General features: G+C 56.7%; 20 protein-coding genes and 3 tRNA genes. 6 read left to right on the top strand and 17 right to left on the bottom strand.

Going from position 1 to position 23,853, the window contains the following annotated elements:
- Positions 1-23: 23 nt before the first annotated feature.
- From ACLI1M_RS05385 to ACLI1M_RS05350, 8 genes are read right to left on the bottom strand one after another with little or no spacing between them, the layout of a single operon-like run.
- The gene (locus ACLI1M_RS05385) at positions 24-767 is read right to left on the bottom strand and encodes a sulfite exporter TauE/SafE family protein (protein WP_248098849.1); all 744 of its coding nucleotides are present in this window, start codon (positions 765-767) and stop codon (positions 24-26) included.
- A complete protein-coding gene (gene coaD, locus ACLI1M_RS05380) occupies positions 764-1,237 on the bottom strand; it encodes a pantetheine-phosphate adenylyltransferase (protein ID WP_023021668.1) in 474 nt (157 codons plus the stop codon). Before coaD ends, ACLI1M_RS05385 begins: the two co-directional genes overlap by 4 nt.
- 29 nt (positions 1,238-1,266) lie before the next feature.
- A complete protein-coding gene (rsmD, locus tag ACLI1M_RS05375) occupies positions 1,267-1,848 on the bottom strand; it encodes a 16S rRNA (guanine(966)-N(2))-methyltransferase RsmD (protein ID WP_023021669.1) in 582 nt (193 codons plus the stop codon).
- Positions 1,849-2,061: a hypothetical protein gene (locus tag ACLI1M_RS05370; RefSeq protein WP_023021670.1), complete on the bottom strand. Its 213-nt coding sequence runs from the start codon at positions 2,059-2,061 to the stop codon at positions 1,849-1,851.
- A gap of 19 nt (positions 2,062-2,080) precedes the next feature.
- On the bottom strand, positions 2,081-4,213 hold the full coding sequence (locus ACLI1M_RS05365; RefSeq protein ID WP_411706718.1) for an ATP-dependent DNA helicase RecG: 2,133 nt from the start codon (positions 4,211-4,213) through the stop codon (positions 2,081-2,083).
- Positions 4,214-4,215: 2 nt separating this feature from the next.
- On the bottom strand, positions 4,216-5,559 hold the full coding sequence (locus tag ACLI1M_RS05360; RefSeq protein ID WP_411706717.1) for a DAK2 domain-containing protein: 1,344 nt from the start codon (positions 5,557-5,559) through the stop codon (positions 4,216-4,218).
- A 10-nt stretch (positions 5,560-5,569) separates the two neighbouring features.
- Positions 5,570-6,208 (bottom strand): uracil-DNA glycosylase, encoded by a 639-nt coding sequence (locus ACLI1M_RS05355; RefSeq protein WP_248098852.1) that lies wholly within the window; start codon positions 6,206-6,208, stop codon positions 5,570-5,572.
- Between the two features lie 2 nt (positions 6,209-6,210).
- Positions 6,211-7,248, bottom strand: a complete 1,038-nt coding sequence (locus ACLI1M_RS05350) for a thiamine-phosphate kinase (RefSeq protein WP_317001789.1) — start codon at positions 7,246-7,248, stop codon at positions 6,211-6,213.
- Between ACLI1M_RS05350 and ACLI1M_RS05345 the strand changes: the two genes are divergently transcribed.
- Positions 7,196-8,095: a DUF3515 domain-containing protein gene (locus tag ACLI1M_RS05345; RefSeq protein WP_248098857.1), complete on the top strand. Its 900-nt coding sequence runs from the start codon at positions 7,196-7,198 to the stop codon at positions 8,093-8,095. The genes ACLI1M_RS05350 and ACLI1M_RS05345 overlap by 53 nt on opposite strands.
- A gap of 14 nt (positions 8,096-8,109) precedes the next feature.
- On the opposite strand, the gene ACLI1M_RS05340 is transcribed toward ACLI1M_RS05345, so the two are convergent.
- Positions 8,110-9,171 carry a D-alanine--D-alanine ligase family protein gene (locus ACLI1M_RS05340; RefSeq protein ID WP_023021676.1) on the bottom strand — a complete coding sequence of 354 codons (1,062 nt, stop codon included), beginning with the start codon at positions 9,169-9,171 and terminating at the stop codon, positions 8,110-8,112.
- Positions 9,172-9,193: 22 nt separating this feature from the next.
- Positions 9,194-10,192, bottom strand: coding sequence for an NAD(P)H-dependent glycerol-3-phosphate dehydrogenase (locus ACLI1M_RS05335; protein ID WP_248098859.1), 999 nt, complete (start codon positions 10,190-10,192; stop codon positions 9,194-9,196).
- A 162-nt stretch (positions 10,193-10,354) separates the two neighbouring features.
- On the opposite strand from ACLI1M_RS05335, the gene ACLI1M_RS05330 reads away from it, so the two are divergent.
- Complete coding sequence (locus tag ACLI1M_RS05330; protein WP_239205614.1) at positions 10,355-11,353, top strand: NUDIX hydrolase; 999 nt, start codon at positions 10,355-10,357, stop codon at positions 11,351-11,353.
- Between the two features lie 104 nt (positions 11,354-11,457).
- Here the strand turns inward: ACLI1M_RS05330 and ACLI1M_RS05325 are convergent, their stop codons facing one another.
- The 3 genes from ACLI1M_RS05325 to leuC all read right to left on the bottom strand — a co-directional run bounded on the left by ACLI1M_RS05325 (position 11,458) and on the right by leuC (position 14,568).
- Positions 11,458-12,333 carry a hypothetical protein gene (locus tag ACLI1M_RS05325; protein WP_248098861.1) on the bottom strand — a complete coding sequence of 292 codons (876 nt, stop codon included), beginning with the start codon at positions 12,331-12,333 and terminating at the stop codon, positions 11,458-11,460.
- A gap of 201 nt (positions 12,334-12,534) precedes the next feature.
- On the bottom strand, positions 12,535-13,125 hold the full coding sequence (gene leuD / locus ACLI1M_RS05320) for a 3-isopropylmalate dehydratase small subunit (protein WP_411706716.1): 591 nt from the start codon (positions 13,123-13,125) through the stop codon (positions 12,535-12,537).
- 21 nt (positions 13,126-13,146) lie between these two features.
- Positions 13,147-14,568, bottom strand: coding sequence for a 3-isopropylmalate dehydratase large subunit (leuC, locus tag ACLI1M_RS05315; RefSeq protein ID WP_200287618.1), 1,422 nt, complete (start codon positions 14,566-14,568; stop codon positions 13,147-13,149).
- A gap of 52 nt (positions 14,569-14,620) precedes the next feature.
- Here leuC and ACLI1M_RS05310 point away from each other — a divergent pair, with 52 nt between their 5' ends.
- The 4 genes from ACLI1M_RS05310 to ACLI1M_RS05295 all read left to right on the top strand — a co-directional run bounded on the left by ACLI1M_RS05310 (position 14,621) and on the right by ACLI1M_RS05295 (position 20,866).
- Complete coding sequence (locus ACLI1M_RS05310; protein ID WP_200287619.1) at positions 14,621-15,304, top strand: IclR family transcriptional regulator; 684 nt, start codon at positions 14,621-14,623, stop codon at positions 15,302-15,304.
- Between the two features lie 189 nt (positions 15,305-15,493).
- Entirely contained in the window at positions 15,494-15,787 is a 294-nt protein-coding gene (locus ACLI1M_RS05305) for a hypothetical protein (RefSeq protein WP_023021683.1), read from the top strand.
- Between the two features lie 216 nt (positions 15,788-16,003).
- Positions 16,004-18,655, top strand: a complete 2,652-nt coding sequence (locus tag ACLI1M_RS05300) for a YhgE/Pip family protein (RefSeq protein ID WP_248098865.1) — start codon at positions 16,004-16,006, stop codon at positions 18,653-18,655.
- Positions 18,656-18,658: 3 nt separating this feature from the next.
- Complete coding sequence (locus ACLI1M_RS05295) at positions 18,659-20,866, top strand: YhgE/Pip domain-containing protein (RefSeq protein ID WP_239208446.1); 2,208 nt, start codon at positions 18,659-18,661, stop codon at positions 20,864-20,866.
- A gap of 278 nt (positions 20,867-21,144) precedes the next feature.
- On the opposite strand, the gene ACLI1M_RS05290 is transcribed toward ACLI1M_RS05295, so the two are convergent.
- The 4 genes from ACLI1M_RS05290 to gltX all read right to left on the bottom strand — a co-directional run bounded on the left by ACLI1M_RS05290 (position 21,145) and on the right by gltX (position 23,834).
- A tRNA-Glu gene (locus tag ACLI1M_RS05290) sits at positions 21,145-21,220 on the bottom strand.
- A gap of 690 nt (positions 21,221-21,910) precedes the next feature.
- Positions 21,911-21,983: transfer RNA gene (locus ACLI1M_RS05285), tRNA-Glu, on the bottom strand.
- Between the two features lie 39 nt (positions 21,984-22,022).
- Positions 22,023-22,094 (bottom strand) — tRNA-Gln (locus ACLI1M_RS05280).
- 246 nt (positions 22,095-22,340) lie between these two features.
- Positions 22,341-23,834, bottom strand: a complete 1,494-nt coding sequence (gene gltX, locus ACLI1M_RS05275) for a glutamate--tRNA ligase (RefSeq protein ID WP_411706737.1) — start codon at positions 23,832-23,834, stop codon at positions 22,341-22,343.
- Between the last annotated feature and the right edge of the window lie 19 nt (positions 23,835-23,853).

Here is a 23,853-nt window from a genome sequence, read left to right as displayed (position 1 = left end):
GGCCTTGTCCATGGTATCGGCGTTTAACCGAGGCTCACCAGGCCGCGAACCAATGCGCTCGCTGCGCCCAGTCCGGCAACGCTTAGCGAGAGCACGCGGGCGTTCTCCCGGGGCACACGCTGCGCGATGCGGGTGCCGGCCCAAATCCCGACGAACATTCCCATAATTCCGGCGGGCCACATTACCCAGGGCAAACCATCAAAGTGTGCCGCCCCCGTAAGCGTCTTTGTGATGACAGAAAAGAATCCGCCTACGACAAAAATGGGTTGCAGCGTAGCTGCGTACACTTGCTGAGGCCACTTTGCCGCTTGCGCGTAGACGGTAATAACTGGGCCTGCCACACCGGCCAAGGTATTGGTAAAGCCGCCGAGGATGCCCGCGGAAATAGCTGGGCCTTTGCCTTCCATTGGCGGGACAAACTTCTTGCCAAAGGTCACTACCGTCAGCGCGGCCAAAAGCGCAAGGCCCACAACGACCATAAGACCTGCTGTATCCATGCGCCTAATGAGCAGCGCCGCGGCCAAGGAACCAATCACCATGACTGGGGCTATGAGTCCAAATTTCTTCCAGCTCACATTCTCGCGCACGGAATAAGTGGTCAGCACCGCATTAATGCAGGCCAAAACGTTGATGACCAAGATTCCTTCTACCGGCCCCATAATCAGCATGAGAATAGGACCGCCGATGAGACCGAGGCCCATTCCAGATACTCGCTGGAGGGTCGAACCTACGACCACAACGAGAAAAATGACCAGTGCTAGGCTCACTTTCGGTATTTCTCCTTTACCGCACGGCCTACGGCTTCAGGAAACATGCCGGTCACGTCCCCGCCAAACTTCGCCACCTGCTTACACAGTGAGGAACTGATATAGCCGTATTTTTCGTCCGTGAGCAAAAAGACGGTATCAATGCCGGAAAGGCGCCGATTCATCTGCGCCATAGGCAGCTCATATTCATAATCTAGGGAGCTGCGCAGCCCTTTCACCAAAACATCCACCCCATGCTCAGTGGTGTAGTCCACCAAAAGCCCAGAGCAGTAGTCCACCTTGATGGAAGAATCCACGCTCTGGCGAATTAGTTCCATACGCTCATCCACGCTAAAGAGCCCGGAGGGTTTGTCAGGATTACCGGTTACCAATACGGTGACCTCATCAAACATTTGCTTAGCGCGGTTAATGATGTCGACGTGACCTAAGGTCACGGGGTCGAATGATCCTGGGCACACGGCCTTAGTCATGCTTTTGTCGCTTCCTTTTCTTCAGGGGTTTAGTCTTCGGGTTCCTCGCTGCCAGGGCGGGTATAGACCGCCATATCCATGCGCGCGATGCCAAAGGTACGCTTCTTCAGTTTCTGACCAGTGGGCTCAAAACCTGCAGGCCACGCAGTTGCCGCGGAATCAACGTGGCGCTCAATGACTACCATGGCGTGATCGCAGAGCACCGGTTCAATAGCGGCGATGAGCTCATCTACCTCATCAAAAGCATAGGGCGGGTCCGCCAACACCAGATCGAAGTGCCGCCGCGGGGCACTTCCCAGGTAGGTGCCTACCTTCATCTCTTGCACGCGCACGCCGGGGTGCTTGACGACGCCCATGTTATGCCGAATGATCTTCACCGCATCCGCCGAAGATTCCACTAGTACAATTTCTTCTGCTCCACGGCTAGCTGCCTCAAGGCCTAGTGCGCCGGAACCAGCAAATAGGTCAAGAACCGAAGAACCGGCAAAGCCCCAACGTGCCGCGAGGGATGAAAAAAGCCCTTCACGGGCACGGTCTGCAGTAGGCCGGGTTCCTTCGGTGGGCACCTTAATGGTGCGGCCGCGGGCCTCGCCGGCAATAATGCGCGTCATTTATTTTTCTCCAATCTCCATCAAAAGGTCTCCGGCTACCACGTCCCTCAAGCCAGCGACCACAATGCGGTATGCCTTGCTTAGTCCTGGGCTCGCTACGGAAGCAACTAGTTCCGTGGCGTCGACGATCGCGGGCGCGACGCCGATACCAACGGTGCCTCCCCCATTCACCTGGCAGCGGAAGATGCCTGCAAAGGGGGCAAGGACGTTCATGCTTCTAGGTTAACCTGTCTTAGTTCTTCTCCAAGTATTCCTGTTCGCTTTCACTCAAGTTGCGCGTGAGTTCCTCGGCCAACTCGGGATTGCGCATCACCATTGCGCGGGCATCCGTATGGGTGCGTTCCACAATGTCTTGGTCATCCGCCAGATTTAATAGCCGCAGCGTACGGTGTGTTCCGGACTGCATGGTGCCCAAAATGTCTCCCTCTTGGCGCTGACGCAAGTCGAGCTCGGCCAGCTCAAATCCGGACGAGGTTTGGGCAATCTGATTGATGCGGCGGAAGGACGGAGTGTTATCGCCTGCCATAGTGTGCAGAAGACAGATAGAGGCATTGCCGCCTCGTCCCACACGCCCACGCAGCTGGTGCAACTGGGAGACGCCGAAATGCTCGGCCTCACGGATGAGCATCACCGTGGCATTGGGAACATCCACACCCACCTCGATGACCGTGGTAGAGACCAAGACATCGATTTCTCCCCTAGCAAATGACGTCATAACCTCGTCTTTATTAGGCATCTTTCCATGCAAGATTGCTATGCGCAGCCCCTTAAACGGCCCGTTTTCTAGCTGCTCCGCAAGCTCTAGCACTCCGCCTTTTCCCTCAATGCGCGGGCAGACGATATAGGCTTGGTGGCCGTGGGCCACTTCCTCGCGACTCCGCTCGAGGGCGCGCAATACCCAGGTAGGGCGCCACTCAGCTACCACCGCTGACTGAATAGGTTTGCGGCCACCAGGCAGCTCAGTAAGGGTCGATACGGCAAGGTCGCCGAAGACGGTCATCGCGATGGTGCGAGGAATCGGCGTAGCCGTCATCACCAGTACGTGGGGACTTAGTCCCTCGTTAGCCTTCAGTCTCAGGCTATCGCGCTGCTCTACGCCGAACCGGTGCTGCTCATCTACTACCACTAGTCCAAGGTTGAAGAACTCCACTGTGTCTTGGATGATGGCATGGGTTCCAATAATGATGTCCGCATCTCCGGAAACGATATCCAGCAATGCCTGCCGTTTATCCGCAGTGCGCATCGAGCCGGTGAGAAGTACCACCGTGACGCCTTCAGGAACTGCGGTTCCGATGGAGGCAGCGTGCTGGGAAGCCAGCACCTCAGTAGGCGCTAGCAACGCCGCTTGAGTTCCTGCGTCAACAGCCTGCAGCATAGCGCAGGTAGCCACCATGGTTTTGCCCGAGCCGACCTCGCCTTGCAGCAAACGCATCATGGGCAATGGGCGGGCTAGGTCATCTTCAATCTCACTGATAACACGCCGCTGCCCTTGGGTGAGCTCGAAAGGCAAATGGCTTAGCAGTTCTTCGCGGAAGCCGCCTAAGGTTGCCGGCATGGTCGGAGCGGTTCGAGCTTCCGCATCGCGCTGGCGCAATGCCATCACCAAGCCAATTGACAAAGCCTCGTTATATTTAAGCCTTTGGATAGCACGATAAGGCCCTGCCTTACCAGGCTCGTGAATTTCCCGCACCGCTTTATCCAGGCTGATTATCATTTGATAATCCAGTGGCTCTTCGATGGGCGGGGTCTTTGATAGGACGTAGTGAATAGCCCCCATGATGTACCAGGAGGTCACCTTGGACGTGGCTGGGTACACCGGGATCCATTCTCGTTCCAAAAGGAGCTGGTCGAGCCTCCCAAACTGTGAGAGGTTCCGCAATGAGCCGGTGGCCTTGGGCCGATTCTTCTTTCCAGATTCGGCCGCCGGCTGGCGGTAGCCATCCACTTCACCATCGGGACGGCCGAACGCATCGATTTCCACAAAGTCTGGCTGTTGCAGCTGCGGTTGGTTACGGAAGAATTTAAGCTTGCCGCTCATCATGACGCGCTGTCCGCGATGCAGCATGCGCATGACGTAATTGGCATTGAAAAAAGTCGCCATAATGCTGTCATCGAGCTGCACATTGATGATGGTGGTCTTGCCCCTGTCATGCCGGTTGAAGCCGGTAATAGTCCCGGTAACGGTGACGATATCGCCCTCCGCAGCGTCTCCTAGGCCAACGTCCTTGTTGTGGCGAATATAGTCTCGCGGATAGTGAGCCAAAAGCTCACCGCAGGTCTCATACCCCAACGCCTTGGTAATCTTCGCGGCGTCTTTCGCCGCAAGAACCTCCGTCAACGGTCGGTTGTCCTGCCAGCCGAGCATTGCTACTCCACTCCGATTTCGGTTGCAATATCCGGAACGTTAAGCGCCACCACATCCACATGTAGCTGTTGGCCTAAATCCTCCTCATCTACGTCAAGGGCACTTAAGATGGTGACCTGCTCCCCGCCTTCTGCCAAGAGATCGCGACAGGTGGCGCTGATTGACGCAAGGGTTTCCTGGCTGGGATGAGCTACGCGCATGGAATTGGCTGCATCGCGCATAGCAGCGACCACAGCACCCGTATCTGGGTTATTAGGTTCATTGACAGAGATAGCGGCCAAGGCAGCAACTAGCGACTGTGCAGGCACTACTCGCCCGGCACCAGTCTGCGAACTCAGCCCCGTAACTAGGACAATGTCCTCATCTTCGGCCGCAATGGGTTTCTCCGGTGGCACAACGGTAACGCCCGCAGATTCCAAAAGATCGGTAATAGGCCCGGCCGGCGCGGCTGCGTATACTCGGCGAGCAACTGATTCTTCGGCGGCGGGTTCGGTGGGAGCCGGCAGCACCTCAAGGTGCAAGTTGGTCACCTTTCCTTTAGCAAAGGCGGTTTCAATGACGGCGCCCGCCTGCGGAGAGTGGATATGCACATTAGCGCTGTCCTCGGTAGCGCGAGCGATGACCAAGCTATCTCCCATCGGTGCAATTGCCGCCTGCAGCGCGTCGATATCTCCTTCATAGAAAAAGACCACTTCCAGCACGGTGACCTCCTCTGGGGCGGGTAGACCTGCATGCCCAGTAGAGCCCTCAATCTCCGCGAGAAGGGACTCTAAGAGAATCACGAGGCCGGCTCCGCCAGCATCCACTACTCCAGCCTCCTGCAGGGCTGGCAATTGCGATGGGGTGCGCTCTAGAGCAGTCCGAGCGGCCGAGATTGCGCCGCTGACGATGCCGTGCAAGGTCGCGCCAGGACGCGCTGCGGAGTCGTCGGCGGCTTCCGCTGCTGCACGCAAAACCGTAATAACCGTGCCTTCCACTGGCTCGGCGATGGCTCGGTCCACCAACTCCACGACCTGCTGCAAAGAACGGGCAAAAACGGAACCGTCAATAACTGAGTCCACCGTGGACTCCGCTACGCCGCGCAGAACCTGAGACAACACCATGCCCGAATTTCCGCGTGCCCCACGCACCGCCCCACGCGCGAGGGAATCAGCTACATCGCCACCTTTGTCGAGCTCCGCAACCGCTGCTTCCATGGTGTGCGCCATATTTGAACCAGTATCCGAATCCGGTACGGGAAACACATTGAGGGCGTTAATTTCCTCGCGGCGATGGGCTAATTCCCCCACGGCGCGGGTAGCCCAATTGCGCAGACCGCAGGAATCCAGCGTGCTGGGATATGACATGCGCAATAGTTTACAAGCGCCAGTCTATTTCCTGCGCGCCTTGGTCCCGCAAAAGGGCGTTTGCCCGAGAAAAGGGCCTAGAACCGAAAAAGCCACGGCTGGCAGAAAGCGGTGAGGGGTGTGGAGACTTGATGCACGGGACGTCGGGAAGAAAGCGCTCACACGCTTGCGCATCGCGGCCCCAGAGGATCGCCACCATGGGGCTGCGGTTGAGCGCGCGGATGGCAGCCTCGGTGATTTCTTCCCATCCGATGCGACGGTGCGAGCCTGCTTGGCCTAGGGCTACGGTCAGCACCCTGTTAAGTAGCAATACGCCTTGGTCAGCCCAAGCACTCAAATCGCCGTCCTCTCGGCCGTTGATCCCCACATCATCGTGAAGTTCACGGTAAATATTGACCAAAGAACGCGGGGGCTTCACGCCGGGGCGAGTAGAAAAGGCCATGCCCATGGCATGCCCTGGGGTGGGATACGGGTCTTGGCCCACGATGAGCACACGGACCTCATCCAGTGGCATGCGCAGCGCACGACAAACATCCTCAGCTGGGGGCAGATATTCCTGGCCCTCAAGGGCGTGAGAAATCCGTGGCCATTGCTCTTCTATTACCGGCGCCAGCACCGGCTCCCATGAAGGGTGATAGGTGGGGTGCATATTTAAAAGCTTCGCCAGCCTTTCTGATAGCTCGGTGTCTTTCCTCCCACCGTAACCCCGCAGCCCCGAGTTACGGTGCCAATTTTCCGGAATCCGGAGGGGGTGTCCTTCGCGGTCGTGCCTATTAAGGTGTGGTCTTCACCGCCGCTTAGTACCCATTCCCACGGGTCACAGTCCACAAGGTCTGCGGCCTCGCACAGCAAATCTTCCGGCTGCAAAGCCTGCGGATCCAAATCCATATGCACGCAAGAGTGTTCAGACATCGTGGTGCAGTCTTGGATCAAGCCGTCGGAGTTATCCGTCATGGCGGTAACCCCAGCGGCGCGGGCAATGACACCGCGGCCGGGATTAAGCCAGGGTGCGCAATGGGCGTCAATAAGCGGCTGGAGGTGCTCATGCCCTGCAGGCAGGTTCCGACCGAAGCGCTCTAACAAGGCCAGGCCGGCGGCCGAGTGGCCGATCTTGCCGTGCGCTACCACGTGCTGGCCTGCCCGCGCACCGTCCAAGGTCAGGGCAGGAAGGCTGCCGCCGAGGAAACCCACGGCCGAAATGTTGATGACCAAAAGATCAGACTTCGTGAGGTCACCGCCCACCAACTCGGCATTATAGAAAGAGCTATGCTCCGCAATGCCCTCAGCGATGCCCCGCACGAAGGACACTGGGGTATCACCTGGCGCGGCGATGGCTAAAAGGGCAGCAACGGGTCGCGCCCCCATGGCTTCAACATCGGCGAAGTTGCGCAAGATAGCTTTCTTACCAATCTCGCGCGGGGTAGACCACTCGCGCAGGAAATGACGCCCCTCCACCATCAAATCCGTGGCTGCCACGGTGCGGGAATTCGGTGGTGCGCTAGGCAATACCGCCGCGTCATCTCCGTTGAGCCTGCTCGAGGCCACAGAGGTAATTTCCCGAATGGCGTTGCGTTCTCCCACCTCTGCGAGAGTCTGAGTTAAGTTCACCAGCGTCCTTTCGATACTATGAGCCCTTATGACATCCCAATTTAACCGCACCGCGATCTTCATTTCACTTGGGTTGTCCATAGTGATGGTTCTGGCGGTCCTCTTCGGCGCAAAGTACGTATTCAATAACATCGCCAAAGCACCCGTGGCGGTCTCCCCCGTGGAATCCAAGGAAGCAGATTCACAAGCCTGCCACAGCTTTATCGACTCCCTGCCGGATGAGGTCATGGATAAGCCGCGCGCAGACATTGCCGAGCCTGTGCCCTCCGGTGTCGCTGCGTGGGCAGCTAACTCTGAGGATAAGGTCACCGTGCGCTGCGGCGTGGACATGCCTTTCCAGTACACCGAGTATGCCCAGACCCAAGACCTAGAGGGAGAAAAGTGGTACAAGGTGCGCGATGCCACGCCGGGATCCAACCTAACCACCTGGTATGCGGCGCAGCGCTTCCCTATCGTCGCCGTTACTGCCCCCACCGACGCCGAGCCGGGCGAGCTTAACGACGCCCTCTCAGAACTCAAAGAAAAGCCTGCCCCCGCTCATAAGGCCCCGCTCAAGGAGCTCAAGGCGGGCGATGAGCAAAGGTGCGCCGATATCGCAAAGGCCCTGCCTGATTCGGTGGCCGAGGGCTACCACCGCCGCGAGGTTGCGGAGAAGAATACCTTTGTGTGGAGCGCCGATGGCCGCGAAGACATCGTGGCCCGTTGCGGTGTGGCCAAGCCCGAAAACTATCGTGCTGGGGTCAAGCTGCAGCAAGTCAACGAGATTCCGTGGTTCGAGGACACCACCTTGGCCCACGGCACCACAGCCGGCACGTGGTTCGCCCTCGGCCGCGAAAACTACCTAGCCCTGCACGCCCCACAGGATGCCGCGCAAGCGGCACTGGTGGAGATTGGCGATGTACTCGCCAAGCACACCGCTGAAAAGTAGAAAGTACTCCGTCCCTACTTTGCTAGCGCCTGCTCAATGAGGGCCTCAAGCAAAGCGGGGTACTCCACACCCGAAGCGGCGAGCACCTGGGGATACATCGAAATCGGGGTAAAGCCCGGCAGAGTATTGATTTCATTGATGTACACGGAATCTTCGGTAACGAAGAAATCCACCCGGGATAGGCCCTCACAATTTAGGGCCTCGAATGCGCGAACAGCCATGTCGCGCAGCTTCTCGGTCAACTCAGGCGTGAAAGGCGCAGGGATTTCCGCGGTAACCACATTATCGAGGTACTTTGTGTCAAAGCCATAAAAGCCCTCGTCAGAATCATCAATGCCCGCCAGCAGTGCTGGAACAGACGCCAACAGTGTGCCGTCGGCATAGTGCAAAACACCGATTTCTACCTCTTGGCCTACGATTTCTGGCTCCACCAGGATTTTCTCGTCGTCTTCTAGAGCAAGGTCAACGGCTGCGGGGAATTCTTCCCAGCTATTCACTTTGGATACGCCGATTGATGATCCGCCCCGGGCGGGCTTTACAAAGACGGGCAACCCTAGGTGCTGCTTTTCTTCCTCGCTGAGCTCGGTACGACCCTTCAGAATGACCTCGGGCGCTACGGGCAGGCCTGCCGCTGCCAGTACCTTTTTGGTAAATTCCTTATCCATGCCCACCGAGGAAGCCAATACGCCCGGCCCGACATAGGGCAGGCCGGAGAGCTCAAAGAGACCTTGGACGGTGCCGTCTTCACCAAAGGGCCCGTGCAGGATGGGAAATACCACATCAACCTCAGCAAAGAGCGTGCCATCGGTGACGTTATGGAACTGGCCCCTGGCATTAGGATCCAGGGAAAGCGTCAGCTCCGCCCCTCGCCTGACTTCTGGCATGACACCATTGACAATTTCTAGTCCCTCAGTGGTGCCGGGCGTCCACGTGCCCTCGCGGGTGATGCCGATAGGCACCACCTCGAATTTTTCAGGATCGAGGTGATTCATGATCGCACCTGCAGAGACGCAGGATACGGAGTGCTCGGTGCTACGGCCGCCATAGATAACGGCCACGCGGGTCTTTTCAGTCATGCCCGCAGATTTTACCCTTGACCTACTCCGACTTCTTGGACCGACCCATCAGAGCGATGATCATATCTTCCACCGCCATGCCCTCGTAGCAGACACCATAAACCGCGTGGGTAATCGGCATCTCTACGTCTGCCTGCTGGGCTAGGCGGTAGATAGAATCACAGGAGTAGACGCCCTCCGCAACCTGCCCGTTGGTGGCGGCCTTGGCCTCTTCAATGGTGCCGCCTTGGCCCAAGCGATAGCCAAAAGTACGGTTGCGCGACAATGTCGAGGTACATGTTGCCACCAGGTCACCCAAGCCGGCCAAGCCGGAGAAGGTAAATGGATCCGCACCCAACTCCACGCCGAGGCGGGTAATTTCTGCCAAACCGCGGGTAATGATGGTGGCCATGGTGTTATTGCCCAGCCCCTTGCCGGAGGCGATACCGCAGGCTAATGCGATGACGTTTTTGCAGGCGCCGCCGATTTCCGCACCAATAACATCGGTGTTGGTATACGGGCGCAAGTACGGCGCGGCCACCGCCGCCTGGACGCGCTTTGCGCGATCTTCATCTGGGCAGGCGATTACTGTGGCGGCTACTTGGCCTGCGGCAATCTCTTTAGCCAAGTTCGGGCCTGAAAGTACCGCCACGCGGTCTGCTGGCACACCCGCCGCATCCATGATGACCTCGCTCATGCGCTTGAGCGTGGTGGTCTCCACACCCTTCGAAATGGAGACCAAGGTCGCGTTTTGTGGCAGATGCGGGGCCCACTTTTCCACGTTGCCGCGCAAGGTTTGGGAGGGAACGCCGAATACGACGACCTCGGCACATGACAATGCTTCCACTTCATCATGAGTCGCCCGCACAGCCGCCGGTAGGCGGGTATCCGGCAAGTAGTCCGGATTAGTGTGGGTCTCGTTGATAACTTGCGCCAACTCTGCGCGGCGGGCCCACAGGCGAACGTCATTTCCGGCATCCGCAAAGACCTTGGCCAAGGTAGTTCCCCAAGAACCGGCACCCATCACCGCAACATTAACCATAGTGTCTCCTCCAAACGTGCAAAGCTATAACCTCAACTTTAAAGCATGTCTGTCCGACCGTGTGGCAGGGATGCACACCGCGCCTAACCCGTGGGACAATGGGCGCTTAGACGTTGTTTAAATGAAGCCAATTACTGTGGAAAGGCCCCGTGGAGGCAGACGATGCCCAATATTAAAAAGATGCACGAAACCGACAAGGATCAACAGCACGAGGAATTCATTTCCGGTCGCCATCAAGAAATCCCGGTGGATCCAGCCAAAGAATTCCACCGCACTACCCTTGCCGCCGGCGCCGTTATCTGGCGTGGTTCTCCGCAGGAACCGGAAATCGCGCTAATCCACCGTCCCCATTACGATGATTGGTCCCTGCCCAAGGGCAAGGTGGATCCCGGCGAGTCTCTTCCTACCACCGCAGCCAGGGAAATCCTGGAAGAGACCGGATTCAGCGTCCGGCTAGGCAAGCTCATTGGCAAGGTAACCTACCCGGTCCAGGGGCGGACCAAGGTCGTCTACTACTGGGTCGCTAAGTATTTGGGCGGCACCTATTCCGCCAATAGTGAGACCGATGAGTTGCGCTGGTTACCTATCGACGAGGCGCAAAATCTCTTGTCCTACGACGTAGATACCGCAGTGGTGGCTAAAGCCGCCAAACGCCTACGCATCGCGCCGGCCACGCGCGTTCTTTATGTCCGCCACGCCCATGCGCATGAAAGCGGCAGCTGGGAAGGCGATGATAACCTGCGGCCGCTCGATAAGAAGGGGCGTCGCCAAGCGGAAATGCTGGTCCCGATGCTCAGCGCTTATCAGCCCACTGCCATTTACTCTGCGCTGCCCCAACGTTGCCAGCAGACAGCTGCCCCGCTTGCCGACGAACTGGGCAAGGACATCTCCATCAATAAGAACTTTGGCGACGAGGCTTGGGAAAACGACCCAGAAGCAGCCAAGAAGGCCTTCCGCCGCGTGGTAAACGAAGGCGGAGTGCCCGTTATCGTCAGCCAAGGCGGCACCATCCCCGGCATCATCGAGGACCTCGCCCCAAAGTTCCTTAAAAAGCCGGTGGACAAGCTGAAGTTCAAGAAGTCTTCTGTGTGGGTCTTGTCTTTCAACAACGGCGAGCTCACCGGCGCCGATTACCTGGCTAGCCCACTGCCGGTGCGCTAGTTTCCTAGTTCCTCCCCGACCAACAATTAAGGCCCTGCCTTCCATCTCATGCGGCGGACGAGCAGGGCCTTACTTGCGCAACTATCGTGCGGCTGCGGGGTTTTCTAACCGCGCAAGCCGAGCGTGCGACGGACGAAGAGGACCAAAATGAGGGTGTTCAGTGCTGGGAACAGAAGCATGCCGACGAAGGTAAAGCTCAACACTGCGTACAGGACGGCAATCAAGACGGCTACTAGGATGGTCACTCCGACATTCTCCTTCGCTACTTCGATGGAAGCCCCAAAGGTCTCGCCAACGGATAGCTCAGGGCGTGCGGCCTTAACAGCCGGCATCCAGGTAAAGAAGAAGGCGGCGAAGAGTCCCGGAATAATCAGGAGAATGAAGCCCAGGGAAATAACCAGGGTCGAAAGCACATACACCGCCATGAGACCGGCGACATTTTTAAAGCTCAGAAAGTCCTTTATCTCCAGCATCCCGGTATCAACCTGTTTATTAGCAGCCTTGTACCAGGTGCTAGCTGCCCAAATAAACACGAGGAACATGGCGATAATGGCTAAGAACATTACTGCAATGAGGCCACCGGTAAGCGCGTCAGAACCTGAGCCACTTTTGGCTAGGGCGTCAATGGATGTACCGCTGCCTGCTAGGACGGCGACCAACAGCAAATAGAGGATGGAGAGAACTACCATCTGCACCAGTGGACCGAAAATCCACTGCGCCCAATTGCGGCCGAAGTAGCGGAAGCTATCCGCGATGACCTGAATGGCGTCTACGTCACGACCAATAGGGGAATCTTCTCCTTGGTAGGTGCTTCCAGCGTATCCGGGTTGCCCGAACTGTTGCTGACCGTACTGCTGCCCGTAGCCTGGTTGGCCGTTCGCGCCGTTTCCGTAGGGCGCAGATTCACTGGCAGGTCCGAGAGTACCTGGACCATTGTTTCCTGAATTAAAGGAATCATTATTCGAATAGGGATTGCTCATAGAGTTAAAGCTAGGGGCATACTTTGTTACAGGAAACTGGAGCAGGTGATTGTTACTCTTACGTTACCAATTTTTACCCCCGCAGCTCCCCCAAGGTTTGTGCTCAAGACTCATACCCAAATGCAAAGCACCCCCACCGCCCCTTCTTTAGAAAGGACTGTAGGGGTGTTGGCGCAAGTTCATCCCCAACCGCGCTCCCATTTATGGGGCGATAACAGAGGGCTTAAAGCCGGGGCATCGCTTTTCATAGTCAGCAATATCGTCCTCGTTACGGAGGGTGATACCAATGTCATCGAGTCCCTCCATCAACCGCCAACGGGTGTAGTCATCGATGTCAAAGCGGTAGGTATTTTCTCCCACCGTGACCGTTCGCGCCTCCAAGTCAACGGTGACCTGGGTTTCTCCTGCCTCCAGCTGCTTCCAGATAAGCTCGATGTCCCCTTGTTCCATCAAACCGGTAATAAGGCCGGACTTTCCTGCGTTACCGCGGAAGATATCTGCAAAGCGGGAAGAAAACACGGCACGGATTCCATATTCACTCAACGCCCATACTGCATGTTCCCGGGAGGAACCGGTGCCAAAGTCTCTTCCTGCAAAAAGCACCGACCCATTTTTAAATTGCTCTTGGTTAAGCACGAAGCTTTCTTCGGAGCGCCAATTAGAAAACAGCCCTTCAGAAAAGCCTGTACGCTTAACCGACTTCAGGTAGCGCGCCGGAATGATTTGATCAGTATCCACGTTAGTAACGCGCAGCGGTACGCCAGTTCCGGTATGGGTTATAAATTTCTCCATTATCAATGACTTTCTAAGCGCTTAATTCAGGTCAGCAGGGCTAGACAGGTATCCGGTCACGGCTGTAGCGGCAGCCACCTGGGGCGAGACTAGGTGTGTGCGCCCACCTGGGCCTTGTCGGCCTTCGAAATTGCGGTTAGAGGTTGAAGCTGAGCGCTCTCCCGGCGCTAGTTGGTCTGGATTCATTCCTAGGCACATCGAGCAACCAGCGGTACGCCATTCGGCGCCGAACTGGCGGAAGATCTCATCTAAGCCTTCTTCCTCTGCTTGGGCCTTGACAGCTGCTGAAGACGGCACTACCAGCATCCGCGTATCTTCGGCGATGGTGCGGCCCTTGACCACACCGGCAGCGGCGCGCAAATCTTCAATGCGAGCGTTGGTGCATGAGCCGACGAATACGGTATCTATTTTGATATCGCGCAGCGGAGTCCCCGGCTGCAGGTCCATATACTGGAGGGCCTTTTCTACAGTGGCCTTTTCATTATCGTCACCGCAGTCTTCTGGATCTGGAACACTCTCCCCTAATGGCAGACCTTGTCCAGGATTGGTTCCCCACGTAACAAACGGGGTCAAGGCAGAACCATCAATCTCAACGACGGTATCGAATTCCGCCCCCTCGTCGGTGGGAAGCGTCTTCCAATAGTCAACCGCAGCATCCCAGTCCGCCCCGCTGGGAGCAAACTCGCGTCCCTTCACATATTCAAAGGTGGTCTCATCTGGGGCGACCATGCCGGCGCGGGCTCCTGCCTCAATAGACATATTGCAGATAGTCATGCGCTCTTCCATGGACATCCTGCGGATCACCTCACCACGGTACTCAATGATGTGACCTTGTCCGCCGCCGGTACCGATTTTGGCGATTATGGCCAGGATGAGATCTTTGGCGGAGACTCCCTCTTGCAATTCGCCCGTCACCTCAATCGCCATCGTTTTAAAAGGCTTCAAGGAAAGCGTCTGCGTGGCCATGACGTGCTCCACCTCAGAGGTGCCGATGCCCATTGCGATTGAGCCAAAGGCACCATGGGTGGAGGTATGCGAGTCGCCGCAGACAATGGTCATACCTGGCTGGGTGATACCCAATTGTGGGCCAACTGTATGGACAATGCCTTGCTGTGCATCTCCCATGGAATGCAAGCGCACACCAAAATCCTCGCAGTTCTTACGCAGGGTCGATACCTGGGTGCGAGAAACCTCATCCTTGATTTCCAAGAGGTTGCCAGACTTAATGCCTTGCGTGGGAACGTTATGGTCCTCGGTTGCCAAGTGCAGTTCAGGGTGGCGCAGTGTGCGCCCAGCCAGCCGCAGACCATCAAAGGCCTGTGGACTGGTAACTTCATGTAGTAGCTGAAAGTCAATAAAGATGAGGTCTGGTGCCCCAGCATCACCGGGTTGGACGACGTGATCGCGCCACACTTTTTCCGCCAATGTCAGCTTCTGGTTCATAAACATCTCTCCACACTTGAAATCTCATAATTTGGGACGTAGATTTCATTGTATGGGAGAGTATAGCGCAGTTTCCGGAATTAAAGTGTTGGATCGAGCAATGGCCATCATGATGGCCGCCGCCAACCACCCCTCCACCCTCAACGAACTATGTGAAACCACGGGCCTACCTCGGGCGACGGCACACCGGCTAGCCACCGCACTGGAAGCGCACCGCATCCTCGTTCGCACCCCCGAAGGAAAGTGGAAGGCCGGTCCAGCCCTCCCTGGCAACCGTGACCACCTACTGGAAGTGGCGGGACCAATTATGGAGAAGCTGCGCGAAGACACCGGCGAGTCCATCCAGCTTTACGAGGTCACTGGAAATACCCGCACCTGTATTGCCACTAGGGAACCCGAGTCTGGCCTTCATAATGTCGTCCCCGTCGGACGCCAGCTACCACTTAGCTCCGGCTCCGCAGCGCGCATCATTGCCGCCTATGTAGATGTCAATATCGAAGACGCCTCGTTTACTCTCCAGGACATCGAAGCGGCAAGGAGCCAAGGGTATTCGGAGTCCATTGAAGAACGCGAAGCTGGGCTAGCCTCTATTTCTGCACCGGTTTTCGACGAAGCCGGAACTTTCCTGGCAGTTTTGTCCATTTCCGGATCTGTCGAGCGCTTCCAGCCATCACCCGCCCAAAAGTACGCGGATACCCTCACGGCAGCCGCTCGCGAATTGAGCAGCCAGCTTTAAGCTTCCCCTCGCCCCCCACCATGCCCGTCTCTGCCCAATCGTTGCAGAGACGGGCATTGCCTTTTTCTACTCATTTAAAAAAATTTGAGGAAACTCGCCTCCAGCTATTGAAACCAAACTGAAAATACGATTTAATGAAAATACGTTGAAAACAACGGGACTAATCCCCGCCAGAAAGGACCAGTCATCATGACCCACACCACCCACGAGAACCACACCCACACCCACGGCACCGATTGCGGCCACGTATCCTTCCCACACGGCGACCACACCGACTACCTCCACGAAGGTCATATCCACCGTGAGCACGATGGCCACTGGGACGAGTGCGAGACCACCGAGCACGTAGAAGCCGAGGCTCACACCGACCACACTCATGGTGAAGGCTGCGGCCACGTAGCAATCCCGCACGGCGACCATGTGGACTACCTGCACGACGGCCACCGCCACGCCGCACACGGCGATCACTACGACGAGCACTAGTTGCAGCTCGGGGCTTAGCCCCTCATTATGCGCCGCCTCGGCCCTTCACCTTGTGGGTCCCGGCGGCCATTTCTATGTCTACCCTTCCGCTAAAGAGCGCCCCGAAATTCACACCAGAAACATATCTGCGAGCTCGACAGGACACACTCTCTCATTTCTGTTAAAACTGACAGTCAGACTATTAGTTCTTTCCGGTTGGGTGCTACGGTTCTTCGAGTGATTACTAGTTGGAAGATTTTTCTCCAAGATTTTGTCCGCTTGTGGCGGACCCCGCAGGTCTGGGTGATCCTTATTGGTTTGATGATCACCCCAGCCCTGTATTCCTGGGTAAACATCTCCGGTTTCTGGGATCCCTACGGAAACACAGAACACCTCAAGGTCGCCGTTGTAAATGAGGACAAGGGCGCCACCTCGGAGATGACCGGCCACTTAGACGTCGGCGGACAAATGATTGACAAGCTGCATGATAACGACAGGCTTGGCTGGCAATTCATGGACAGGCAAGAAGCCGAGGACGCCGTTAAGAAGGGCGACGTCTTCGCCTCGGTAATAGTGCCCGAGGACTTCTCGGCCGATTTCGTCAGCCTGTTTAAAGGTACGTATTCTCAGCCCACGCTCGAATACCACGTTAACGAAAAGCTCAATGCAATCGCGCCGAAGATTACTGATACCGGCGCTTCGACTCTGGATACCACTATTAGCACTACTTTCAATGAGCAGGTGGCAGATTCAGTGGCGACGGAGCTTAAAAATTCCGGTGGTGATTTAAGCCAGAAGATTAACCGTACCGCGAGCGATACCGCGGATTCTTTTTCGGAAACCGCAGACACTGTAGCCAACTCGCGCAGCCAGTTGGCCGACGTTCACGCCACCATCGATGACGCGCGCCCGACTATCGCGCAAGCCCGCGAATCACTCGGTACAGTCCAACAGACCGTCGATGACGCGCAGACCGCGTTGAACGAAGTTACTTCAATTACCGCCGAGGTCCAGCGCGAGGTCACTTCTTTCTCCGATGACGCCACGGCCGCTTATGTGGAAGGAACGACCGCGTTGGCAGACGGCACTGCTTCTGCCAACGCTACCGTGGGCTCGGTATCTGGCAAGCTACGCGGTGCCCTCACTCGCGTCGATGCCGCTTCTGCTGGCGCAGCAGGCATCGTTGGTGAAGCGGATCGGGCTATTGACCAGCTCGATAAGCTCGCCTCATCTCCAGCCCTGCCCCCGCAGGTTTCCCAGCAGATTAAAGATCAGGTGGGAGATTTGCGTGAACGCAATAATCAGAACCGCGCAGTCCTCGGTGACCTGGACTCTCTCAACGGCGATACCAACGACACCATCGATTCGCTCAATAAGACAACGAGCTTGCTGGATAAGATGGCTGCCCAAACGCGCGATGACTCCCACGCGCTGCGCGATAATGTGGCCGAGGGCTTGCCCAAGCTCAATGCCGCGCTTTCCGACGTCACAGCTACCACCGGAAAACTTTCCGCCTCGCTCGAAAGCCAAAAGGCACTGGTGGGCCAGACCGATGGGCTCTTAGGCGGCGTCGACAAGCAGCTCAACCAAGCCCAACAGGTGGTCGAGCGCTTTTCTGTAGACCTCGATGGCATTGAACAGGGACTCCGGGCCTCCCGCAGCGATGTGCTGGCGTTGAGTAATACCGCCAATAACAATTCCATCCTGCAGTCAGTCAAGGGCCTCAATACCGACGAGGTTTCCTCCTTCCTTGCCTCCCCTGCGGAGATGGAAAGCCACGCCGTCTTCCCGGTGAAGCACTATGGCTCGGGCATGTCCTCCCTATTTATCAACCTCACGTTGTGGATCGGCGCTTTCATGCTGCTCATCATCTTCCGCGCTGAGGTAGACCCGCAGGGCCGCAAGAACCTCACCATCACCAAGGCGTACCTTGCCCGCTTCCTCCTACTCTCCTTCTTTGCCATCGCCCAGGCGCTCATCGTGTCCATCGGCAACCTTGCCATTGGAGTGGAGCATGCCAATGCAGTGGCTTATGTCGGTACCGCAGTCATCGTCGGCCTGTGCTATCTGAGCATTACCTATAGCTTGGTGTCTACGTTTGGCCACGTGGGCCGAGGCATCGCGGTGGTCTTTGCCTTCATCCAGATTCCTGGCGCTTCCGGCCTCTACCCGATTGAGATGACGCCAGATTTCTTCCGTGCGGTACACCCGTTCCTCCCCTTTACCTACGGCATTGACGCCATGCGAGAAACCGTCGGAGGTTTCTACGGTAACCATTACGCACGTGACCTCTGCGCCCTCATCGGCATGGCCGCGATTGCTTACCTCATCGGTTCGGTGATGCGCCGTGGCTTGTCCAACGTCAATATGTTGGTCAACGACGAACTGCGCAAGGGTGGATTGGTTATCAATGAACAGGTCCACCTTGTAGGAAGCCGCTACCGTTTCACCGATCTCCTCTATGCCTTGAACGACCGCGAGGCTTATCAACAAAGCCTTGAGAATAAGTGGGGCATGGCGCGCAGGAACTACTCTCAGTTGATGAAAATCACCGTGGCGGTGGGCCTGGCGCTGGTTGTCGCTTTGGGTATCTACTCACGCATTAACCCTGGAGAAAAGGCCATCATCTTCGGCCTAGCCTGCCTGGTTACGCTCATCGCGGTGGGTGTTATCTGTTCCCTCGAGTACGTCAAGCAGAGCATCGCGCATGACAACCGCCTGGCGGATCTTAGCGACGAGGAAATCCAGGAGCACCTCGAGCACCAGCAGGAACATCCAAACCGCTACCTCCTGGAAGATTTGGACGAGGAATCCGCACCTGTTGATACCAGCGAGACCAAAGAAATACCCGCCGTTGAAGGCGATGACCCCGGAAAGGGCGGCGAGTAAGTCATGAAAAACATTCTGACCATCCTCCGCGATGACCTCCACGCCATTCGCACCAATGTAATGACCGCAGTCATTATCTTCGGTCTTGCTATCATTCCGTTGCTTTTTACTTCCTTCAACGTGCTGGCCAGCTGGGATCCTTTTGCCAATACCAACCAGCTCAAGATTGCTGTTGCCAGCGAAGATGAGGGACACGAAAGCGACCTAGCCTCATTGAAGCTTAATTTGGGCGATGAGGTGCTCTCGCAGCTCAGCCGCAATCACGATATTGATTGGGTCATTACCGACAGCGCCGATGCGGTCGAGGGAACAAAATCCGGTGAATACTATGCTGGCATCGTCCTGCCAAAGGACTTCAGCGCAGATCTGCTTACCTTTTATGTAGAAGGAACCGAGCCCAGCAAGCTCAATCTCTATACCAATGAGAAGAAGAACGCGCTGTCTACCAACATCACACAAAAGAGTGCGGACGGCGTCATTCAAAAAATCGACGAGTCCTTCACCCGCGTGGTGTCTAACGTTGGTCTCGGCGTCGTATCCGATTTAGATAAATACCTCAACGAGGACGACACCCAGACGGCACTCAATAACCTTCACAACCGCATCAATAACGTCAGCACTCGCCTCGATGCGGCTTCAGGCACTGTAGGTGCCCTAAGCAATCTTGTCGATTCCACCCTCCCGCTTACGCAGGCAGCGGATAATATCCTCGCCGAGGCCGGCCGCCAGGCCACGGAGACGGACAATGCCCAAGGCGAGAACCCCATCGACATTCTGCGCTCCACCCTCAATGACTCTGCAGGTTCACTAGACGCTTCCTTGGCGGCTACAACACAAAGCTACGATGCGCTTTCTGCCCAGGTGGATGAGTTGCTCAATAACGCAAGTAACGCCACCGCACAAACGGCGCAGACCTACCGCAGCGCAGCTGAACGTGTAGATGAGCAAACGAGCGCCTTTGAGGGCGTACGCGCTTCCATCAAGGAGCAAGCCGATAAAGCGGCGCTGCCGGCTCCAGTCGCTGGCGGCTATAAGGCGTTGATGGGCCAGATTGATGCTTCTATCGCCCAGAGCAACGCGCTACATGATTCGTTGGTTTCGACCGCCGATGATATTGAGCAGGGCCGTGGTACCTCGCAAGAATCGCGCCAGCGCACCAAGGATGCCATCGCCAATGCGAAGCACGCCGCAGAGAAGGCGCGCACTTCCTATAACGAGAACCTCAAGCCCCAGCTGGATCAGCTCAACCAAAGCGTCTCTGTAGTGGCCGGCGATATTGATGCTGTTAAGCAGGACATAGCTGGTATTCGCGACTCGGTTTCTCAAGATAACGAGTCCCCACAGCAAAGCCTAGCCCGCGCCCGCGATACTACTGCTAGCCTTGCCGGCACCCTGCGAGAGCAAAGCGGCCGTTTCGCGGACATGGGACGCAAGATCGACGAGGTTCGCCATGGCGGCGACCTAAGCAAACTGGCCGATATCGTTGGCTCTGACCCAGAGCTACTCGCCTCCCGCATTGCTGCTCCTGTGGCTGTGGACCGTGAACCGGTCTATCCTGTGGCCGCCTTCGGCGTAGGCATGACACCGTTCTACCTCACCTTGTCGCTGTGGGTAGGTGCCCTCCTAGCGTGCGTGCTGGTCCATACCAACGCCGAACGCAAGTACTTGCGAAAAGACGAGAACGGCAAGTACGACGAAAGCGATTTCACCCGTGGCCAGGCATTCTTCGGTCGCTTTGCCACGCTCGCGTTGGTCGGTCTGGCTCAAGCCACCTTGGTGGTGCTTAGCCTCATTTTCTTCGTCCAAATCGAGCCTGCACACCCGTTCATGCTCATGTTCGCAGCATGGGTAGTCTCGCTAGTATTCATGTTGATCATTTACTCACTGGTCATCACACTCGATAGTGCCGGCAAGGCCTTGGCGGTATTGTTGCTTGTGATACAAGTGTCTGGTTCCGGCGGCGCCTACCCGTTGCCATTGCTGACTGAATGGTTCCAGAACGTCAGCCCTTGGCTGCCAGCTACTTATGCTATCGATGCCTTCCGCAGCGCCATTGCGGGCATCTACCATGGCGATATTTGGCGTGAGCTGGGCATGCTGCTGCTGTTTACCATCCCGGCATTGCTCGTCGGGCTCCTTATCCGCCGCGCCATGGACGCCTATCATAAGCGCCTACAAAAGGCGATTAAGAAGACGAAGGTGATGGCATAGCCAGCGCTTGGCGACGCCCTCCTTACACAGCCCAGCGAGCCGTTTCACGGCCCGTTGGGCTTCTTCCTTGCTGCGGTCTAGCGCAGGGCGCAGCTGACCACTCAGAACTCACTGTAGGGAGGTGCAACGCCGCCTGCTGCACTGTTAGGGCGATCGACGAGAATTGAAGAATGCAGGCGCCTGAAAGGCCGACTTATATGCCCCAACAGTCTCAAGGAATGCGCTTTGGGAACTAGGGAAAACAAAAGCTGCGAGCCATGAGGCTCGCAGCTTGGTAGTGGTACCCCGTACGGGATTTGAACCCGTGTTACCGGCGTGAGAGGCCGGCGTCCTAGGCCGCTAGACGAACGGGGCGCGTTCGCAGCAAGCACACACCGTGCGTTGCGGACTCGTTAAGAGTAAACGATGGGTTAACTGAGCACAAATCGCACGCTTAGGGGCGGTTTTGAGGGCGGAGGCTAGGAAAACGAAAAGGGTCCCGAGTCTTCTACTGCAGTGAGGTTTCTTCATGGCCGAGGTGCGGATCGAATCAGTGGTTATTCCGCAGGCAATCTGTGGATAGTCCGTGGCCGAGAACGCTGTGCTAGTAGGACTCGGGATGGCGCTGTGCGTCGAAGTGCATATACTGCAGGCTCCTATACTTCGTACAAATGTTGGTGGGAAGGAAGTTGTGGATTATAGCGTTACTACCTGGCTATGCTTTCGGCCTGTGCGCCTTCGCTGTGGTGCGTTTCGATTTCTGTCACCCGCTCTCCTTTCTGTCTGTTTTCTGCTGTACTTGCAGTCTATGCCTGTACTTGCAGGACTGGAAAGGGTTCGCACAACTTCGCGGTGGTCTTAACCCTGGTCTTATCGGCGGCGCGTCGCTGCCTGCGCGAAAGCTACCAATGGTCCGGGGTTAGGTTATAACCAGTCCCCCATGCTTGACCGCATCTCCACGTGGCCTTTAGACGACACCTCACAATCGATACCTTCCCCTTTAAGCCCCGAAAGGATACCGACTCGGATATGAAAAATCCTCCAGCGCTAAGCTGGAGGTCTTTGTACCCCGTACGGGATTTGAACCCGTGTTACCGGCGTGAGAGGCCGGCGTCCTAGGCCGCTAGACGAACGGGGCATAGAACTAGTGAGCCTGCCGTTTAAAGCATTTTCACTGCTGGCCTACCAGGACTCGAACCTAGAATGGCGGTACCAGAAACCGCTGTGTTGCCAATTACACCATAGGCCATTTGCTAACTCGCTAGGGAAGCTAACTGCCTTTCAGCCGTTCTCCCTTGCTCGCTGCAACGTGTAATAACTATAATGATCTTCGCGTAAACTGCCAAATCGCCAGCGCATAACGCTTTTTCAGCCCATAAAGGCGGCATTAAAAATGCGGTGAATGACAGTGCTGTAGTTCAGCCGTCATCCACCGCGCTAACGCGAGAGGAGTTCTTAATCCCAGCGTTGACTGCAGCGCTTGCCGCAGCGTTACCTACTGCGCCGCCGGGACGTAGGGAGTCACCTCGCGTGCGGCACGCAGGCGGGCCAAGGTAGATTCCTTACCCAGCAGCTCCATGGACTCAAAGAGCGGTGGGGAAACCTGGGCACCAGAAATAGCTACGCGCAGCGCACCATAAGCCTTACGAGGCTTCAGCTCTAGGTCTTCAATAAGCGCCTGGGAAAGGGCCGCCTCGATATTCTCGGTCTTCCACTCGGCAACGCCTTCGAGGGTTTCAATACCTACCTCCAGAGGCTGCACGGCCTCTTCCTTGAGGTTCTTCTTCGCTGCCTTCTCATCGAGTTGAAGTTCCGCATCTGGGGTAACCAAGAAGCTCATGAGGCCATAAGCATCGGAAAGCGTCTTGATACGGGTCTGTACCAGATCTGCCGCGAAGGCAAATTTCTCGCCGTCATAGTCGGCCGGAAAGTCGGTGTATTCCGTCAGGTAGTTGCGCAGACGGAAGGCAAACTCTTCTGGTTCCAGCTGGCGGATATGGTCGGCATTGATAGCCTCGAGCTTCTTCTGATCAAAGCGGGCCGGATTCCCCAGCACATCGTGGACATCAAAGTTCTTCACCAAATCTTCCATGCTGAAAATATCCTGGTCTGCAGACAGCGACCACCCTAGCAGGGAGAGATAGTTAAGCATGCCCTCCGGGATAATGCCATTATCACGGTGGTTGAACAGGTTGGACTGCGGATCACGCTTAGAGAGCTTCTTATTACCCTCGCCCATCACGAACGGTAGGTGACCAAACTCTGGAGTGAACTCGGCAATGCCGATCTTCTGCAGGGCGTCGTAAAGCGCGAGCTGCCGCGGAGTAGAAGACAGCAGATCTTCACCGCGCAGCACATGGGTGATGCGCATTAGGGCATCATCCACCGGGTTAACCAGGGTGTAGAGCGGCGCACCGTTGGAACGAGCAACCACGTAATCCGGCTGGGTTTCAGACTTGAAGGTCATTTCCCCGCGGACCAAGTCAGTCCAGGTCCAGTCCTGATCCGGCATGCGTAGGCGCCACACCGGCTTGCGGGCTTCGGCCTCAAAAGCGTCGATCTGCTCCTGGGTGAGATCACGGTCAAAGTTGTCATAGCCCAACTTCGGGTCACGGCCAGCCGCCTTGTGGCGCTCCTCTACCTCTTGGGCGGTGGAATATGCCGGGTAGACAAAGCCACCTTCGATGAGCTTGTCTAGGACTTCCTTGTAGATGTCCATGCGCTGGGACTGACGGTAAGGCTCGTGCGGGCCACCAACATTGATGCCCTCATCCCAGCCCAGCCCGAGCCAGGTCAGGGAATCAATGATGGCCTGGTAGGACTCTTCAGAGTCACGGGCGGCATCGGTGTCCTCGATGCGAAATACCAGCTTTCCGCCGGTATGACGGGCGTAGGCCCAGTTGAATAGTGCGGTGCGCACCATGCCTACGTGCGGTGTGCCGGTTGGGGATGGACAGAATCTAACGCGTACTTCAGTCATGCCCACCATCGTAGTGGAGCCGCCGATT

The organism is Corynebacterium sp. LaCa54, from assembly GCF_046717495.1.
GTDB lineage: Bacteria > Actinomycetota > Actinomycetes > Mycobacteriales > Mycobacteriaceae > Corynebacterium > Corynebacterium kefirresidentii.
The sequence above is the reverse complement of the archived record's forward strand: the minus strand, read 5'-3'. Positions and strand labels throughout refer to the sequence as shown.

Coding starts and splice junctions, on each gene's coding strand:
- gltX (WP_411706737.1), bottom strand. CDS start 23,834: ATGGTGGGCATGACTGAAGTACGCGTTAGATTCTGTCCATCCCCAACC.
- leuD (WP_411706716.1), bottom strand. CDS start 13,125: ATGGAGAAATTTATAACCCATACCGGAACTGGCGTACCGCTGCGCGTT.
- ACLI1M_RS05365 (WP_411706718.1), bottom strand. CDS start 4,213: ATGCTCGGCTGGCAGGACAACCGACCGTTGACGGAGGTTCTTGCGGCG.
- ACLI1M_RS05350 (WP_317001789.1), bottom strand. CDS start 7,248: ATGGACAACCCAAGTGAAATGAAGATCGCGGTGCGGTTAAATTGGGAT.
- ACLI1M_RS05305 (WP_023021683.1), top strand. CDS start 15,494: ATGACCCACACCACCCACGAGAACCACACCCACACCCACGGCACCGAT.
- ACLI1M_RS05325 (WP_248098861.1), bottom strand. CDS start 12,333: ATGAGCAATCCCTATTCGAATAATGATTCCTTTAATTCAGGAAACAAT.
- ACLI1M_RS05310 (WP_200287619.1), top strand. CDS start 14,621: ATGGGAGAGTATAGCGCAGTTTCCGGAATTAAAGTGTTGGATCGAGCA.
- ACLI1M_RS05335 (WP_248098859.1), bottom strand. CDS start 10,192: ATGGTTAATGTTGCGGTGATGGGTGCCGGTTCTTGGGGAACTACCTTG.
- ACLI1M_RS05340 (WP_023021676.1), bottom strand. CDS start 9,171: ATGACTGAAAAGACCCGCGTGGCCGTTATCTATGGCGGCCGTAGCACC.
- ACLI1M_RS05360 (WP_411706717.1), bottom strand. CDS start 5,559: ATGTCATATCCCAGCACGCTGGATTCCTGCGGTCTGCGCAATTGGGCT.
- ACLI1M_RS05295 (WP_239208446.1), top strand. CDS start 18,659: ATGAAAAACATTCTGACCATCCTCCGCGATGACCTCCACGCCATTCGC.
- ACLI1M_RS05330 (WP_239205614.1), top strand. CDS start 10,355: ATGCCCAATATTAAAAAGATGCACGAAACCGACAAGGATCAACAGCAC.
- rsmD (WP_023021669.1), bottom strand. CDS start 1,848: ATGACGCGCATTATTGCCGGCGAGGCCCGCGGCCGCACCATTAAGGTG.
- leuC (WP_200287618.1), bottom strand. CDS start 14,568: ATGAACCAGAAGCTGACATTGGCGGAAAAAGTGTGGCGCGATCACGTC.
- coaD (WP_023021668.1), bottom strand. CDS start 1,237: ATGACTAAGGCCGTGTGCCCAGGATCATTCGACCCCGTGACCTTAGGT.
- ACLI1M_RS05345 (WP_248098857.1), top strand. CDS start 7,196: ATGACATCCCAATTTAACCGCACCGCGATCTTCATTTCACTTGGGTTG.
- ACLI1M_RS05370 (WP_023021670.1), bottom strand. CDS start 2,061: ATGAACGTCCTTGCCCCCTTTGCAGGCATCTTCCGCTGCCAGGTGAAT.
- ACLI1M_RS05355 (WP_248098852.1), bottom strand. CDS start 6,208: ATGCACCCCACCTATCACCCTTCATGGGAGCCGGTGCTGGCGCCGGTA.